Genomic DNA, 14,311 nt, shown 5'->3' on the forward strand with positions numbered 1-14,311 from the left:
TTTGTTGCGCCAGTTTCTCATTGCGAGAAGCTGGCGTTTCTTATTGTCGATTTTTAGGGAAACCTCCCGATGTGTACCGCTGCCGGTCCCCGCCTCCATTCGATTCACCCGTCAACCACGCCTGAATCGAAATGGAGGAAAACTATGGGATTTCACTATGGATACGAAAAAAGGAAGTTTGATACAGAATGGACCCGGCTGGAACAGGAATACCGTGCAGCCGGTATGGACGATAGGCAGATCGCGGCGATGAAGGAATATGACTGGACCTGGTTTTGCAGCCAGCGGGCCTATCTAAACCGCGTACAGGCCCTTCCCGGCGAACAGTGTGAGGACGAGAGCGAGCAGTCCTGCCTGTTCCGAAAATTTGAATCCCTGTCCTGCACCTGGGACACCGGCGATGTGGATTCCCGGCGGTTTGGCTGGCTGTCCTCCCTGGAGGATGAACTGCTGTACCGGCGGCTCTGCAAATTGCCGGAGGACGATCTGGAACTGCTGACCCTGCTCATTGTGGACGGATACCGGCAGGCCGATGTCGCAAGGCTGTGGAACTGTTCCCGGAGCGCAATCACACAGCGAATAAATAAAATCAAGATTTTTTTGAAAAAGGCTTAACAAATCGCCTTTCCCAATGCCTACACATTGAAGGGACAAGTCCTCTTGCCCCTCATTGCAGCTTGACAACTGAATATACGGCATAACAGGTACATAACCCGTATCGAAGCGGAAAAGGCGCGCCGCCAGGACGGTTGCTTGCAGGAGGTGATGACAGACAGGCAATCCGAGCGATCTACGTCCAGCCTTAACCCCGGAGATGGCATTCCGGGCGCGATGATGGTGCGGGGGCTTAAAGATACTTCCTCACGGCCCGCCAAAGACTTGGGGGGAACCCTGCGGCGCGCGAGAAAAACGGCGCTGCGGAGTTATGACAGCTCTGCCGGGAGCGGCCTGTTATGTCCCCGTCGTCAGGGGGCGTGGCAAATATGACGAACCATCCAAACAGAATTGCAGCAGCCGTACCGGACGGTATCCAGCGGCAACCGCCGCCCTTATCTTTCGATACGGCTGCTTTTTAACCATAGAGTAAAAACAATTTTTGAACGGAGGTGCGTCTTTATGACCAAACAGACAACCCCGACAAGCTCCTACAAAGAGGTGCGGATCGGGAAAACCATTTATCGTGTCACCAGCTTTTTTTCGGGAGAAAAGGACCTGGGAAAGACGCTGGAACAGCTGGCAGTCAGACGCGCCATGTCGGAAGCCATTCCAGCTGCCAGCGGTTCCAAATAACAGAAAGCCTCGCGGCCTGCCGTATCATTGCGCGGCGGTGGATTCTCCGGTAAGATATTCATGCAGGGTAAAACCTGCGGAGCCATTTTGCCGCACGAGGTATGGATTCTGAGATGGTCGGGAGGTAAAAGAAAGATGATGGATACAACATACAACGTGGGCATCTACTGCCGGTTAAGTAACGACGATGAACGTGATGGAGAATCGGTCAGCATTGAGAACCAGAAGCTGCTGCTTCAAAACTATGTCAGGCAGCGCGGCTGGAATGAGGTCGATGTCTATATCGACGACGGATACTCCGGCACGAACTTCAACCGTCCAGGCGTCAGGCGGTTAATCGAGGACGCAAAGGCAAAGCGGATCAATGTGATTCTGGTAAAGGACCTTTCCCGTTTTGGCCGCAACTACATCGAATTTGGGCAATATACGGATTACCTGTTCCCCTCTCTTGGGTGCCGATTCATCGCGCTGAACAACGGCATTGACACCATGAGCAACAACGGAAGCACCGATGTCATGTGCTTTTTGAACTTATTTAATGAATTTTACAGCCGGGACACCAGCAAGAAGGTCAAGGCGGTCAAGAGAGCCTGTGCTGAAAACGGAAAATTCATGGGAACCTACCCCGCCTATGGCTACCGGCGCGACCCGCTGGATAAGCATCATCTGGTGATTGACGAGGAAACCGCGCCGGTTGTGCGCCGTATCTTTGAAATGCGGGCATCAGGCATGGGATTTCACGCCATCGCGGTGGCGCTCAATGAAGAAGGGATTCAGCCGCCCGGTGTGCTGTACTACCAGCGCAAGGGCCAGAGCGACCCCCGCAGGGTCAACCACAAGTGGGCCGACCAGACGGTTAAAAACATGGTCCGCAACGAGGTCTACATCGGGAACATGGTACAGGGAAAAAGCGGCACACTCTCCTATAAATCCCGCAAGCTCGTCAATAAATCGGAGGACGAGTGGATTCGGGTGGAGGGGACCCACGAGGCTATTATTTCGCGGGAATTGTGGGACACCGTAGCCAGTATCGGCAAAAAGAAGGTGCGGAAAAGCACTCCGTCCGATGGCTGCAAGAGCATCTTCACCGGCCTTGTGTACTGTGCCGACTGCGGTTTCAAAATGCGGAACCATATCGAAAAATTCACCTATAAGGATGGCAGGCCGGGACGGTACAGCTCTTTCATCTGCGGCAACTACTCCCGCAGCGGAAGGGGCGCGTGTACCATCCACACCATCTATGAAACAGTGCTGACCCAGCTGGTATTGGAGGACATCCGGGAAAAGGCCCGCTTTGCGGAATATGACCCGGACCGGCTGATGGGCGAGATTCTCCGGCTGAAGGAGAAGGAATCCCACACCCGGCTTTTCTCCTGTGAGCAGGAATTAAAATCCTCCTTAGCCCGTATTTCCGATTTGGAGCGCCTGATGCAGAATCTCTACGAGGACAAATGCACCGGCTCCATCCCGCAGACGGTATTTCAGACCCTGATGCAGAAATATGAAGCGGAACGGGCAGAAAAGGCGGAGGCAGTCCCGGAACTGGAAAGGAAAGTCCGGGCGCACTTGGAAAACCAGGTGGATACCGACCGCTGGCTGGAAATTATCCGGCGCTATACGGAAATCTCGGAACTGGACGAAACCATTCTCTTTGAACTGGTAGACCGGATCGAGGTTGGCGATACCAAGAAGGTCAACGGGCAGCGGATTTGTGAGGTCAAGGTCTACTACCGCTATGTCGGGAATGTGGACGGGGCGCTGGCACAGGAAAGGGGGCAGGATTATGGCGAAGCAATATAAAGTCGGTATCTACTGCCGCCTGAGTGTGGATGACGCCTCCAATTCCGCAAAAGCGAAGGGCTATATCCCCAGCGATGAATCGGTGAGCATTGAGAACCAATATGAAATCCTCTCCAAATTCGTCATGCTCAACGGCTGGATAGAGGTCAAGACCTATCAGGACGATGGGTACAGCGGCGGCAACTTCCAGCGGCCCGGATTTTTGGAAATGCTGGAGGACGCAAGGCATGGCCTGATTAACCTGATTCTGGTAAAGGACCTTTCCCGCCTGGGCAGGGATTTTGTGGAGGTGGGCCGTTATACGGATGTCATTTTCCCCTCCCTCGGATGCCGGTTCGTATCGGTTCTGGACTGCCTGGACAGCGAGGGGGACAACACCGATATGCTGCACTTCCGCAGTCTGATGAATGACTACCATCTCAAGGACCTGTCCAGCAAGGTCAAGTCGGTGCTTCATGCCAAGAAGAAAAGCGGCCAGTATCTTGCCGCCTACGCTCCCTACGGATACCGCAAGAGCGAGGAGGACAGACACAAGCTGGTCATTGACGGGGAATCCGCCGCTGTTGTGCGGCAGATATTCCAGATGCGTCAGTCCGGCATGGCCTATGGGAAAATCGCTGCTGCTTTGAATGAGAAAGGGATTCTCCCTCCCCGCTGGTACTGGGCGGTCCATTACGGAAATGGCAGCTGCAAGTATTCCCGGCTGTGGGCTTACGCAACCGTCCGAAGCCTTCTGAACGATGATGTTTATGCCGGTACGCTCACACAGAACTGCACCGGTTCCCGTTCCTATAAGGATAAGACCATGATAAGGAAACCGGAATCGGAATGGATTTCCCATGAGGGTGCGCACGAGGCAATTATCGGGCCGGAGCTGTGGGAGGCTGTCCAGAAAATCAATCAGGCGGCGAAACAGATTTCCGCTAACAATACGCCGCCCCAAGCATCTCTGTTTACCGGAAAGCTGGTTTGTGCGGACTGCGGGCATCCTCTGGTTGCCGCCCGCGAAACACAGCGCCGGAAAAACGGAACTGTCAAGCACTATACTTCTTATTTTTGCTCCCGGTTTGCCACTACCGGACACAGCATCTGCTCCTGGCACCGGATTTTTGAGATCAGCTTGAAAAACTTGGTGCTGAGTGAAATCCGGGCGCATGGCAAAGCGGTTGCAGCCGATGAAGCCGCTGTACTGGATAAGCTGAAACAGCACATCCAATCCGCAAGCGCCTCACAACAAGAGGACTGCCGACAGGAAATCAGCCGTTTGCGGCGGCGTTTGGAGGAGTTGGAACAGATCACCGCAAAACTTTATGAAGATAAGGTAAGCGGGGCAATCAGCGGCGATTCCTTCTCGGTTCTGATTCAAAAGAACGAGCAGGAACGCATCCAGAAATCGGAACGCCTGGACAGCCTGTTAGCCGGGGAACGGAAAGCCCAGCAGGACATCGCCAATATCCACCAGTGGGCCGGAACCATCCGGCAGTATCTGGACTTGCAGGAACTGAACCGGGAAATCATTGAGGAACTGATTGACCGCATTGAAGTTGGAGAACGAACCGTCATAGACGGTCAAAGACACCAGGACATTAAAATTTACTACCGCTTTGTTGGGCTGGTGTGATCGGGCAAAAAAAGCGCCTGACCGCATCAGCAGCCAGACGAAAACATTCTGTAACAGCAGCGATATTTGATTGTTGCACACTGATTTGTCGAATTGGAGAGAAATTAGCAGTTTACCCCTCCCAAATGCCTCGTGTTCTTGAAAATATTTCGCAAAGGCGCAAAGTCATTTTCGCCCTGTGCGCTGTCAACGCCGTCATTGATGGCAATGAAACGGACGTTTTTCTGTGGGAAAATCATTTCCGTGTACATTCCCACTTGCAGATAGTTTCGCCCTAACCGTGACATATCCTTTACGATAACCGTTCCCACAAGCCCCGCTTCAATGTCGGCAAGCATGGACTGGAAGCCGGGTCTTTGGAAATTTGCCCCGGAGAATCCGTCGTCCGTGTACCATTTCAGGTTGGAAAAGCCGTTCTGTTTTGCGTAGGCTTCCAGAATCCGCTTCTGGTTGCTTATGGAATTGGATTCCCCGGAAAGCTCGTCCTCGTGCGACAATCTCGGATAAAGGGCGGTAATGAGTTGTTGGGTGGTCTGTCTTAACATAATGTCCTCCGTTTCTGACAGCCAGCCCCACTATTCCGTAGGTCTATTATACCATAGGGCGGGGCTGGCTGTACAGTCCTTTTGCTACTTTATGTCGAAAAATATCACATTTTTTTATTAAGGTTTATCGCATTATATAGCGTGGGCGGTTCTTTCCCCGGCTGCGCTTTCCGCTTCCAGCACTTTCATCATCTTGTCGGCGGCGGTGGCGGTAGTGCCTTGCTTGAAGTAGCCGGAAACCACAAGGACGGTGTTCCCCCGGCGTATCTCTGTCACGCAATCCGGGCGGCGGGCGGTAGTGGCGGTGCTTTTCTTGGGCGTGTCGGTCATAGGCAAATCTCCTTTCCGTTCAGCAGCTTTTTAAGGTGTTCCATTTTCTCCCTTGCTTTGGCTTTTCTGAAATTCTCCCCGGTAATGCGGACGGGGGTACACATTTCTGTAAGGCGGTCATAAATGCGGGCGTGGGCGGTGTCCTCCGGGTTCTGCAATTCCTCCAGCGTCAAATTTGTGGTGACTATCAACGGCTTTCCGCTGCGGTATCGGCTGTCAATCACGTTGTAAACCTGTTCAAGCCCGTATTCCGTGCCACGCTCCATGCCGAAATCGTCAAGGATAAGCAGAGGGAAGCCGCAAAGGCGGGCTATGTATTCGTTCCTGTCCTTGTAGCTGGCGGCAAGGTCATTGAGTATCAAGGCAAAGTTTGTCATGCACACGGAAATCTCTTTCTCCATGAGGGCGTTGGCAATACACCCGGCAAAATAGCTCTTGCCTGTGCCTACCATGCCCCATAACAGATAGCCGATATTCCCGGCTTTCATTTCCTCCCAACACTCCACATAGGCATGGGCTTTGTGCATTTGGGGGCATTTCCCGTTGTCGTTTTCAAACGTCCATTCCCGCATAGCCGGGTCGGTGAAGCCTATTTTTTTCAGCCGTTCCACTTCCTCCCGGTGCTTGTATTCCCGGTGGCTGGCTTCCAGCGTTTCCCGGCGTTTTCTCTGGCAGTCACATTCTTTCGGGTGGCGGTCACGTCCGAAAAATGTTTTGCCCTCCGGGAAGTAGGCTTCTTTGGGCTGGCGGCAGCTCCCGCAATATAAAAGCCCGTCCTCCCCGGTGTAGTCCTCCGGCTCTGCTTCCTGTGCCGTGGCAAGCCGGAAAATGGCGTTATCATAATCACTCATAAAATCTTCCTCCTTGTTCATGGTTTTTTACGCCCTGTTTACGGGGCGTTGTGTCTATGCTGTCAAAGGCTCTCGCCCTCTTTGTAGGAATAATCGGGGATTCCTTTCTTCCCCGTGCCTTTCCTGTCACGCCCCGCCCATATACGGATAGCGGCGGCATAGTTGATGTAGCTTTTCCCGTTGGCGGCTATATGCTGGCTTAATTCCTCAATAAACCGTTCCAGCCTGTCCGGGTATTCCTCTTTCAGTTCCGCATATTCGCTTTCAGAGAGGAAAATATTTTTATATCTGCCAAATGGGGCGGGCGGCTTCTCACTCGCTCCTTTTCGTTGGTTCTCTTTTAGTTTGTTTATAGTAAGTTGGTTAGGGGTCGGTTTTCCGTCCAACGCAAAGGTCGGTTTTCCGTCCTTATGAGGGTCGCTTTTCCGGCTATCAGAGGGTCGCTTTTCCGACTGTATGGCGGTCATATGGTCGGAAAACTGTACCACTGGCACTTGCGGCACTTTCACATAAAGGCGGTTCGGTGCGGAGAAGCCCCGGCGTTCCCTCACCAGAAGCCCGGCAACGTCCAGCTCGTTCAGTGCGGCTTTTATGGCGGTGCTGCCTTTATCCAGCATTTCCGCTATCTCCGAAACAGGGTAGACAATGTATGTCCTGCCCTCGCTGTCCTGCCAGCCGTTCTTCTGTGAGAGTTCGGAACGGTCAAGGAGCAGCGAATAAAGCAGCTTTGCGGTCTGTGACAAGTCCATTTTCAGCAGAAAACGGGGGTATCGGAAAAACGGCGGCATGATGGTGTCGGCTGTGATGTATTCGGTTATGGTTCTCACCTCCTGTCTGTGGCTTCTGTTACGCAGTTAAAACGGCATTTTCGGGGATAAAGGATAAATGTATCGCATACCCTTTGAGGGCGGTCAAAAAAGCCTTGATTTACGGGGGTCTGGAATATCCTAAAGCGTGACATTTATCCCTCTGTTTTCGCTTGCGCTGTGTGGCATGGATTCTTTTCATGCGTCCGGCGCAATCCGGGCAGTATTTCCCCCGGTTTGACTTGGGGAGAAAATACCCGCCGCACTCGGTACAGCGTTTCCTGTCTGCCCGGTGGAGTAGGGCGGCTTCCAGTTTCCCGTCCAGCGGCAGCACGGCGGCAGTGAACCAGCGGCACATAAGGGAATAGCTGGTACTCTGTACGCATACGCAAGGCTCGCCGTTATCCAGCAAGATACAGTTGCCGTTATCATAGTTGCAGCACTCATGTACAAGGCGGCGGGCGGCTCTGTACTGTGGGTAGTCCATATAGGGGCGTTTACCGTTCATTTTCCTGCCCCTTTCCCCGTTCCGGCTCACGGCGTAATATTTTGTCAAGATTGCTTTTCACGGTCTGCAATTCCCGGACGTTCGCTTTCTTCTCCCGGTACTCGTTGTAAAGGGCGTTTTTCTCTTTGGTTAGCTGCTCAATCTCGGTCTGTAATGCTTTGGACGCTGGCAGCTTGGAGATTCCCTGTGCCTTGAAATACCGGGCGGCAGATTCGGAAATGATAAACTCGCTTTCGTGCTGCTCCCGGTAAGCTCTCCGGGCTTTCTCCGTTTTCTGCGCCCGCAATCCGTCACGGGCTGGCTTGGTCTTGATGTACGCCAATAGCTGTTTCTGCAAGTCCTTTTTCTCCCGCAAAGTGCTTTCCACGGCTTTTAGTTCCGCATGGACGTTTGACAGCTCTGCGCTGGCGGCGGCAAGGGCGGCTTCCAATTCCTCCGGGGAAGAAAAGCCGGATTCCTCGTAAACGCTCATGGTAGCCGCCATTTGCTTTAGATTGTGAACAGCCGCCCAGCGGTCATATCCTATACCCTTGCCCTCGGCTCGTTTCGCTTCCCGGTCTACCATGCGTTGTACTCCGTCATTTTTCGGGGCGTTTACAGCGGCTTTGTTGCGCTGTAAGCGGTCTTTTATGCTGCGGGGGTATTCCTGTTTGGGTAGGGGCGTTTCGGCGGCTCTGGCGGCGTTCTGTGCGTTTATGGTGAGTGCTTCCAGTACGGCGGCACGGTCAAAATCATCACCTAATTTCCGGGCGGTGATGGGCTTCGTCCTGTCCGGCGTGAGATAGGATAGCCGCCCCCGGCTCTCCTTGACGGTCACGCCCTGTTGTAGCAGCTTCCCGGAAAAATCCTCAAAGGAAACGGCAGAGGACAGGGCGGCTCGGATTGTGCGCCGTAATTTCTCCTTGTCGGTTTCAAACTTGGTCTGTTTGGGCGGCTCTCCCGTGGCGACTTGGGAAGCGTTCTCCTTATCCAGTGCGGCTTGTCCTTTCCGTTTCGCCCAATACTCACGCTCGGTAATGCGGTTCTTGCTCCCGTTCAGCAAGTCAATCTGATAGAGGTTTTCCCGGTGGCACATTTCCATGACTTCCGCTTTGAAATACTCCATAGCTGCGTCCGTACAGCGGTGCTTGCAGCCCTCCCTTGTGTCGGCTGGTCTTTCCATGTACGGCAGCAATGGCACTTCCGCAATCCGTAGGGAATTGATTACGATATGCACATGGATGTTGCCGCTGTGGTTATGCCCGTCCGGGTGGGTGCATACAAGGGCTTGGTGTCCGGGGAATTGCTCTTTACAAAACTGCTCGCCCAACTGCTGCGCCCGGTCTACGGATAGTCCATTGTCGGCAGCGTCACGGGGGTCAAAACTGATAATGTAATGGTGGCTTTTCACGTCCTCCCGCTTCTGATTTTTTCCGTATTTCAGATTGGAGCGCATACACGCTATGGCGAAATCTTCATCACCACAATTCAGAGAGGAAATGCGGTAATCGTCACGGGGGAGAAGCCGCCCATTTTTATCAAGAGTGGGCTTCATGGTAAACTCGTCATGCTCAAAGGTTAGGTACTGCTCGGCAGCTCCATAGTCGGCGTTTTTAGAGCTGATATGTTTGAACGTTGCCAACGGCTTCACCTACTTTCTGCAAGACTTCAAACTTCAAGGCGGCAAGCTCCGCTGTGGCGGCTCGTACCTCTTGGGAGAGGGCGTTATAAGGTACGCCGTACTCGTTCAGACAGCGGGCAATCTGATTCAAGTTGCCGCCGATTTTCCCGTACTCGGCTGTGAGTTTCCCAACGGCAGATAACAATTCATCATTGACCGGGGAAACGGTAATAACAGGCTGTATTCTTGACTTGGTAAGGGCTTGCCGGATAAACTCGGCTTGGCTCATTTTGCAGAGGGCGACACGCTCGGAAAACTCGGCGTATTCTTCCTCGGTCAAGCGTGTCTTGATTACCCGGTGGCGGTGGGGCGTGTTGTATCTTTTCATGGCTGTGAACCTCCTTTCGTGGGTGGATTTTTTCAAGCGGCGCAAGCCGCAAAAGGCGGGCTTGGGGTGGCAACCCCAACAAGATTCCCATAGGACAAAATGAGCGATTAGCGAAATTTGGTACTGTGGTAGAATCTTGCTCTAATAAAGTGGCGGCTTCCTCTGTGTGGGCTTTTGCTGATACCTTCGGCGGGCGGGGCGTGGATTCTGCCAGCTATGCGGCGGTATTTCTCCCTCTATTACTTACTACGCACGGCAAGGCAAATCTGGCAAAGTTCCCCGGAATTTCTTTTCGTGTTTTCGTAACAGAATTTGACAAAAACGAAAAAATCAGTTCCGTTTTGCAGTGATATACGGACGGTTTCAAAAAATGCCAAACTTCCCGGCAATTATTTTTCCCCTTACTACCTACTACGGGAAAAATGAAAATTTTGGCAATGTTTTCCAAAAGTTTTTGAATTATTTTATTGCGGCGCAAAATCCAGCTTTGTTTCGGGCGCAAAAAAACAGGAAACCTTTTCTTGATTTCCTGTCTTTGGCTGCCGCTGATGGGCGGCGGTTATTCTGTTATCATTCCCCGGAAGCGAACTTGTAGCCCACACCTAAAACGGTCTTTATGTAAGTGGGCTTGCCGCTGTCCGGCTCTATCTTTTTCCGTAGGTTGCATATCACATTCGCCACGTTTGACTGGCAGCTTTCACTTTCCATGCTCCACACGGCTTCAAAGATTTGCGCCTTTGTGAATACCCTCCCCGGACTGGCGGCAAGGTAGCAGAGTGCGCCGTACTCTAAACGTGTGAGGGGAATGTCTGCCCCGTCTTTCAGTACCCGGCGTTGGTGCGGTCTGATTTCCAATCCCGGAAAAGTAAGTGCCGGGGAGTGGGGCGGCTGCATGGCTTCCAGCGGTATTATATCCGCAAGGGCGGCTATGGCTTTCTCAACCGCTTTTTCTTCTGTGTCGTTAAATATAAGCATGACTATTTTTGCGACAAATCTCACCTCCTGTTAGGTAGGCTGTCCGTCAAAGCGGAACTGGAACAGGGCAGCGATAAGCCGCCGTTTGATATTGTCCTCGGTGTCCTTGTTGACGTGTCCGTTTTCAAGGGAAGCAAGCCGGATTCGCTTGCTGTAATGCCGCAAAACCTCGTCAATGGCTTCCGGCTCGCCGCTGGTCGCCCGGACAATCGTTTCATACGGCACAAGTTTAGGATTCCTCACGGAAAAGCACCTCCATTTCTTTATGCAGCATTTGCAAGGCACTGTGTATATGATGCCATGCCGTACTCCGGCAGCGTCCGTATAGTTCCCCGATTTCCTGCTGTGTGTAACGCCCGAAAAAATAAAGGTAAATGATTTCCCTCTTTTTGTCCGGCAGAGAGGACAGGGCTTCGGCAAGATTTCCGTTTGTGAGGATAACCCTCTGACCACATATCATAACCGGGTATTGTTTATAGGGGTCTATAAAAAATTTATCTGACGTACTGAACGGGTAAAACTTTTCTTCTGTGAGGTATTCAAAAGATATTTCCCTTTGCCGCCGTTTATCCCTGTCACGCCATGCGTTGATAGCCGCATAGCGAATGACAACTCTGCAAAAAGCGTTAAATGTGTATTCGATATGTTCTTTGTATGCTTCTGTGCAAGCCATAGAAAATTCCTCCTTTCTCCCACATGGGGCGGTATATGGTTTACGGGCGCATTTTACTCAAACAGAATGGTGATTTTTAGTTATACAAAGAGCGATAAGCGGAAGATACATAGATAAAAGTGACAACCTTTGCCAAAGTCCCTCAAATGCTATAATACTTCCGTGAAATTTGGGTTTGTCCGCCATTATAAAAAAAGCAAAACATAGCAAGGAAAAAACAAAACAAATCAAAGAAAAAATACCCCAAAATCTGCTAGAACTTTTGAAAAAATAAAGTCCAATAAATAACGGCGCAAAAATTAAAAACATAAACCCTATAACAGAGCCGTATCCGTGAATCTTTGAGGAAATTGTTTTTAGCTCTTTGGTTTCCCCTACTGGAAATAAACCTGATAAAATACAAGCACCTATGGCATAAATACAGATAATGGCAAAAAGCATTATAGCTATTGAACTGGACTTTTCTGCAATAACTGGATATAGCTTAAAATTGCATAAAAGAATACCAATCCCCAATACAATCAGCCAAATATTGTAGAGAATATGCAATGGTGCTATTGGATTTCCCAACGCACTCATTACTTGCATTAAATGATTATATCCCCGATATGTTGGAGCTAAAAGGAATGGTAATACTAAATCCCCTATTAGCAAAAACGGTAATAAATCTAAAACTTTATTTTTCATCATCTCCCCCATTCTTAAAGTGTCCCAATCCTTTTAGAATCTTTACGGCTACTTCTTTCATTACATCAGCTTTTACTACCGCAATACCTTGTTCTTCATCTCCTAACACAAGCAAAGTATCTCCGGGGTTAATATCAAATATTTCTCTTGCTTCTTTAGGGATTACAATTTGTCCTCGTTCCCCGACTTTTACTGTCCCAAATATATGTTTCCCCTTTGGCATTGACATTTAATCCACCTCCAAAATCATATTTTTCATACCAACACGAAAAGTATACCTCTTTCAAAGTAAAAAGTCAATTCGATATTCTGTTAGATTCATGGGTTCGTACAACGATTTAGTGATAAAAGCAGTGTGAATTTACAAATATTTGTCAATGAGGAATGAGAGGGATTCCGTAGTAGTCGGCATTGTGGGAATGTGTATAACTGGCTATCTCATGGAATTGTGGGTAACTCTGTTTGCAGGACGTGGGAAAGCTGCTCTTTCGCTTTTCCATGTGCTGTGAATAGAGTTATCCATGATTCCATAGCCTGTTATGCACATTTCCATAATGCTTTTCTTTTGGTCTTTGGTTTCTTTGGTTCGGAATAGTGTGGTGCTGGCGGTCTATCTCTTGTTTTCAGTCGCTTGCTTCTTTACCGTACATGAGCATTCGCGCCGGGGTTGTCATTGCCGTAGCCCTCCATGAGATTGACAACGCCCCAAATGCCAAGACCGGCTCCAAGAGCGATAACAAGTGTCTGCAAAACGCCTACTGCTGATGTAAAAAATGCCATGATAAAATCCTTTCTGCCGCTGTGCGGCTGTCCGGCAGGCGGACAAAAGGCGGTCAGCGAATGTTCGCCGCCGCATAAAAAAACCGCCCTGTGAGAAAGGCGGTGTCCCCACGCTGCGTAACTTCTGCGGCGCGGCGGTATTCAGTTGTAAGGGTTGGGCGGTACGCTGCCCGGTAGGGGCGCGTATCAGATATCCCGTGTTTATGTCCTTGATTTCAGATCAGCTCCTTTATTCTTTTTTTCTTTTATGAATGACAGGTAGGAAAGGGTGGGATTCCGTCTTAGTCGGCGGTGTGGGAATGTGGGTAACTGGCTGCTTTTTTGGGGGCTGTGGGAAACGCTGTTTGCAGGACGTGGGAAAGCTGCATTTCGCTTTTCCATGTGCTGTGAATGGCGTTTTCCATAGCTCCCATAGCCTGTTATCCACATTTCCATGCCGCAAATCCGTTAAGCCCTGTCACTGTTTCGGGATAAGCCTCATGCGGCGGGCATATTCCTCTGCGTAAAGCTGTGCATAGCGGCGTTGCATGGTTTCCCGCCACCGCCAATACTCCTGTATTCCTGCGTCAATAGCGGTCGCCAAATCCAGCAGACATTTTTCAAGCTGCTTTTGCTTTTTCTTTCTGATCCGCTTATTCATTGCCTGTTTCCTCCTGTATGTGCGCCCGGTTCTTCTCGTAAAGCCGTTCACAATCCTTGATAAATTTCCGTAAGGCGGCTTGCCGCCGCTGTTCCTCCCGGATTTTCGGGTTGACAAGCACCGTAAACCGCCGTTTGTCTGTGCCGGGGCGTTTATTCACTGTCTGCGTCCTCCTGTAAATCTGCCCCGTCGATTTCGTAAACATCAAATTCCTCGTCCGGCTTCACAATAGCAGGGCGGCGTTTGATATACTTCTCCATGTCAAAGGCGTTTTTCTTGTCATAGTCAGAGAGGTATTTGTATTTCGGGTGCTTCGTAATGTCGAATTTATCACTGAAAAAGGGGCGCACCCCGCGCACCTGTAAGATACATTTCCCTCCGTCCATGACCGCGATTTCGTCCTGCGTCATAAGCTCCTTTCCCAATTTCTGATAGTTCAGCCCGTGGGAAAGCTCCCGCCCCCTTGTTTCGGACGTGTTGAAGCTGTCTATCGTTTCCTTGCCTAAAAGCTCCGACATTTCCTTTAACGTGGATTTCTCCTTGCCGCCCAAGAAAAGGGTGGTGTCGCAATTCCCTATGATCGTGTCGGCGTTGTCCTTGTAAATGGCTTTTAGCTGGCTCTGTGACTGCAAGATGATTGAAGCGGATATTTCCCGGCTCCTTATGGTGGCAATGAGCTTTTCAAACTTCGGTATCTGCCCGATATTCGCAAATTCATCAAGTAAGCACCGTACATGGACGGGAAGCCGCCCGCCGTATTCATCATCTGCCTTGTCGCATAAAAGGTTGAATAACTGTGTGTAGAGAATACTCACGA

General features: G+C 50.8%; 18 protein-coding genes and 2 pseudogenes. 4 read left to right on the forward strand and 16 right to left on the reverse strand.

The annotated features are described in order from the left end of the window. Positions 1-144: 144 nt before the first annotated feature. From NSB25_RS26015 to NSB25_RS26030, 4 genes are all read left to right on the forward strand, one after another. Positions 145-615 carry a sigma factor-like helix-turn-helix DNA-binding protein gene (locus tag NSB25_RS26015; RefSeq protein ID WP_103242681.1) on the forward strand — a complete coding sequence of 157 codons (471 nt, stop codon included), beginning with the start codon at positions 145-147 and terminating at the stop codon, positions 613-615. A gap of 501 nt (positions 616-1,116) precedes the next feature. Further along, a complete protein-coding gene (locus tag NSB25_RS26020) occupies positions 1,117-1,290 on the forward strand; it encodes a hypothetical protein (protein ID WP_002578908.1) in 174 nt (57 codons plus the stop codon). 135 nt (positions 1,291-1,425) lie between these two features. After that, complete coding sequence (locus NSB25_RS26025; protein WP_257340498.1) at positions 1,426-3,090, forward strand: recombinase family protein; 1,665 nt, start codon at positions 1,426-1,428, stop codon at positions 3,088-3,090. Then, complete coding sequence (locus NSB25_RS26030; RefSeq protein WP_103242705.1) at positions 3,074-4,711, forward strand: recombinase family protein; 1,638 nt, start codon at positions 3,074-3,076, stop codon at positions 4,709-4,711. The genes NSB25_RS26025 and NSB25_RS26030 overlap by 17 nt, the downstream gene beginning before the upstream one ends. A 140-nt stretch (positions 4,712-4,851) precedes the next feature. Here the strand turns inward: NSB25_RS26030 and NSB25_RS26035 are convergent. The 16 genes and pseudogenes from NSB25_RS26035 to NSB25_RS26110 form a co-directional block, all read right to left on the reverse strand. Beyond that, a pseudogene (locus NSB25_RS26035) lies at positions 4,852-5,256 on the reverse strand (recombinase family protein); the annotation flags it as partial. Positions 5,257-5,388: 132 nt separating this feature from the next. Further along, positions 5,389-5,586 carry a transposon-encoded TnpW family protein gene (locus tag NSB25_RS26040; protein ID WP_103242707.1) on the reverse strand — a complete coding sequence of 66 codons (198 nt, stop codon included), beginning with the start codon at positions 5,584-5,586 and terminating at the stop codon, positions 5,389-5,391. Then, positions 5,583-6,437 carry an ATP-binding protein gene (locus NSB25_RS26045; protein WP_103242710.1) on the reverse strand — a complete coding sequence of 285 codons (855 nt, stop codon included), beginning with the start codon at positions 6,435-6,437 and terminating at the stop codon, positions 5,583-5,585. Before NSB25_RS26045 ends, NSB25_RS26040 begins: the two co-directional genes overlap by 4 nt. A gap of 62 nt (positions 6,438-6,499) precedes the next feature. Beyond that, entirely contained in the window at positions 6,500-7,243 is a 744-nt protein-coding gene (locus NSB25_RS26050; protein WP_330406388.1) for a replication initiator protein A, read from the reverse strand. A 121-nt stretch (positions 7,244-7,364) separates the two neighbouring features. Then, positions 7,365-7,751 (reverse strand): cysteine-rich VLP domain-containing protein, encoded by a 387-nt coding sequence (locus NSB25_RS26055; RefSeq protein WP_103242709.1) that lies wholly within the window; start codon positions 7,749-7,751, stop codon positions 7,365-7,367. Continuing rightward, positions 7,741-9,372, reverse strand: a complete 1,632-nt coding sequence (locus tag NSB25_RS26060) for a relaxase/mobilization nuclease domain-containing protein (RefSeq protein ID WP_257479337.1) — start codon at positions 9,370-9,372, stop codon at positions 7,741-7,743. Before NSB25_RS26060 ends, NSB25_RS26055 begins: the two co-directional genes overlap by 11 nt. After that, a complete protein-coding gene (locus NSB25_RS26065; protein WP_103241367.1) occupies positions 9,344-9,739 on the reverse strand; it encodes a plasmid mobilization protein in 396 nt (131 codons plus the stop codon). The genes NSB25_RS26060 and NSB25_RS26065 overlap by 29 nt, the downstream gene beginning before the upstream one ends. A 570-nt stretch (positions 9,740-10,309) precedes the next feature. Beyond that, a complete protein-coding gene (locus tag NSB25_RS26070) occupies positions 10,310-10,714 on the reverse strand; it encodes a winged helix-turn-helix domain-containing protein (RefSeq protein WP_103241365.1) in 405 nt (134 codons plus the stop codon). A gap of 30 nt (positions 10,715-10,744) precedes the next feature. Further along, a complete protein-coding gene (locus NSB25_RS26075) occupies positions 10,745-10,957 on the reverse strand; it encodes a helix-turn-helix domain-containing protein (RefSeq protein WP_016289764.1) in 213 nt (70 codons plus the stop codon). Further along, on the reverse strand, positions 10,944-11,387 hold the full coding sequence (locus NSB25_RS26080; protein WP_103241364.1) for an RNA polymerase sigma factor: 444 nt from the start codon (positions 11,385-11,387) through the stop codon (positions 10,944-10,946). The genes NSB25_RS26075 and NSB25_RS26080 overlap by 14 nt, the downstream gene beginning before the upstream one ends. Before the next feature lie 57 nt (positions 11,388-11,444). Continuing rightward, positions 11,445-12,086, reverse strand: a complete 642-nt coding sequence (locus NSB25_RS26085) for a DUF998 domain-containing protein (RefSeq protein ID WP_242982554.1) — start codon at positions 12,084-12,086, stop codon at positions 11,445-11,447. Further along, entirely contained in the window at positions 12,064-12,303 is a 240-nt protein-coding gene (locus NSB25_RS26090; protein WP_103241363.1) for an AbrB/MazE/SpoVT family DNA-binding domain-containing protein, read from the reverse strand. Before NSB25_RS26090 ends, NSB25_RS26085 begins: the two co-directional genes overlap by 23 nt. Positions 12,304-12,725: 422 nt before the next feature. Continuing rightward, positions 12,726-12,854, reverse strand: a pseudogene (locus tag NSB25_RS26095) (Maff2 family mobile element protein); the annotation flags it as partial. Between the two features lie 457 nt (positions 12,855-13,311). Then, on the reverse strand, positions 13,312-13,494 hold the full coding sequence (locus tag NSB25_RS26100) for a hypothetical protein (protein ID WP_103241361.1): 183 nt from the start codon (positions 13,492-13,494) through the stop codon (positions 13,312-13,314). After that, positions 13,487-13,654, reverse strand: coding sequence for a hypothetical protein (locus NSB25_RS26105; RefSeq protein WP_172455225.1), 168 nt, complete (start codon positions 13,652-13,654; stop codon positions 13,487-13,489). Before NSB25_RS26105 ends, NSB25_RS26100 begins: the two co-directional genes overlap by 8 nt. Beyond that, the coding region (locus NSB25_RS26110) for a type IV secretory system conjugative DNA transfer family protein (RefSeq protein WP_257479338.1) at positions 13,647-14,311 on the reverse strand (665 nt) is incomplete at its 5' end. The genes NSB25_RS26105 and NSB25_RS26110, both read right to left, overlap by 8 nt.

The organism is Acetatifactor muris (genome assembly GCF_024623325.1).
Lineage (GTDB): Bacteria > Bacillota > Clostridia > Lachnospirales > Lachnospiraceae > Acetatifactor > Acetatifactor muris.

Coding starts and splice junctions, on each gene's coding strand:
- NSB25_RS26015 (WP_103242681.1), top strand. CDS start 145: ATGGGATTTCACTATGGATACGAAAAAAGGAAGTTTGATACAGAATGG.
- NSB25_RS26020 (WP_002578908.1), top strand. CDS start 1,117: ATGACCAAACAGACAACCCCGACAAGCTCCTACAAAGAGGTGCGGATC.
- NSB25_RS26025 (WP_257340498.1), top strand. CDS start 1,426: ATGATGGATACAACATACAACGTGGGCATCTACTGCCGGTTAAGTAAC.
- NSB25_RS26030 (WP_103242705.1), top strand. CDS start 3,074: ATGGCGAAGCAATATAAAGTCGGTATCTACTGCCGCCTGAGTGTGGAT.
- NSB25_RS26040 (WP_103242707.1), bottom strand. CDS start 5,586: ATGACCGACACGCCCAAGAAAAGCACCGCCACTACCGCCCGCCGCCCG.
- NSB25_RS26045 (WP_103242710.1), bottom strand. CDS start 6,437: ATGAGTGATTATGATAACGCCATTTTCCGGCTTGCCACGGCACAGGAA.
- NSB25_RS26055 (WP_103242709.1), bottom strand. CDS start 7,751: ATGAACGGTAAACGCCCCTATATGGACTACCCACAGTACAGAGCCGCC.
- NSB25_RS26065 (WP_103241367.1), bottom strand. CDS start 9,739: ATGAAAAGATACAACACGCCCCACCGCCACCGGGTAATCAAGACACGC.
- NSB25_RS26070 (WP_103241365.1), bottom strand. CDS start 10,714: ATGCTTATATTTAACGACACAGAAGAAAAAGCGGTTGAGAAAGCCATA.
- NSB25_RS26080 (WP_103241364.1), bottom strand. CDS start 11,387: ATGGCTTGCACAGAAGCATACAAAGAACATATCGAATACACATTTAAC.
- NSB25_RS26085 (WP_242982554.1), bottom strand. CDS start 12,086: ATGGGGGAGATGATGAAAAATAAAGTTTTAGATTTATTACCGTTTTTG.
- NSB25_RS26090 (WP_103241363.1), bottom strand. CDS start 12,303: ATGTCAATGCCAAAGGGGAAACATATATTTGGGACAGTAAAAGTCGGG.
- NSB25_RS26100 (WP_103241361.1), bottom strand. CDS start 13,494: ATGAATAAGCGGATCAGAAAGAAAAAGCAAAAGCAGCTTGAAAAATGT.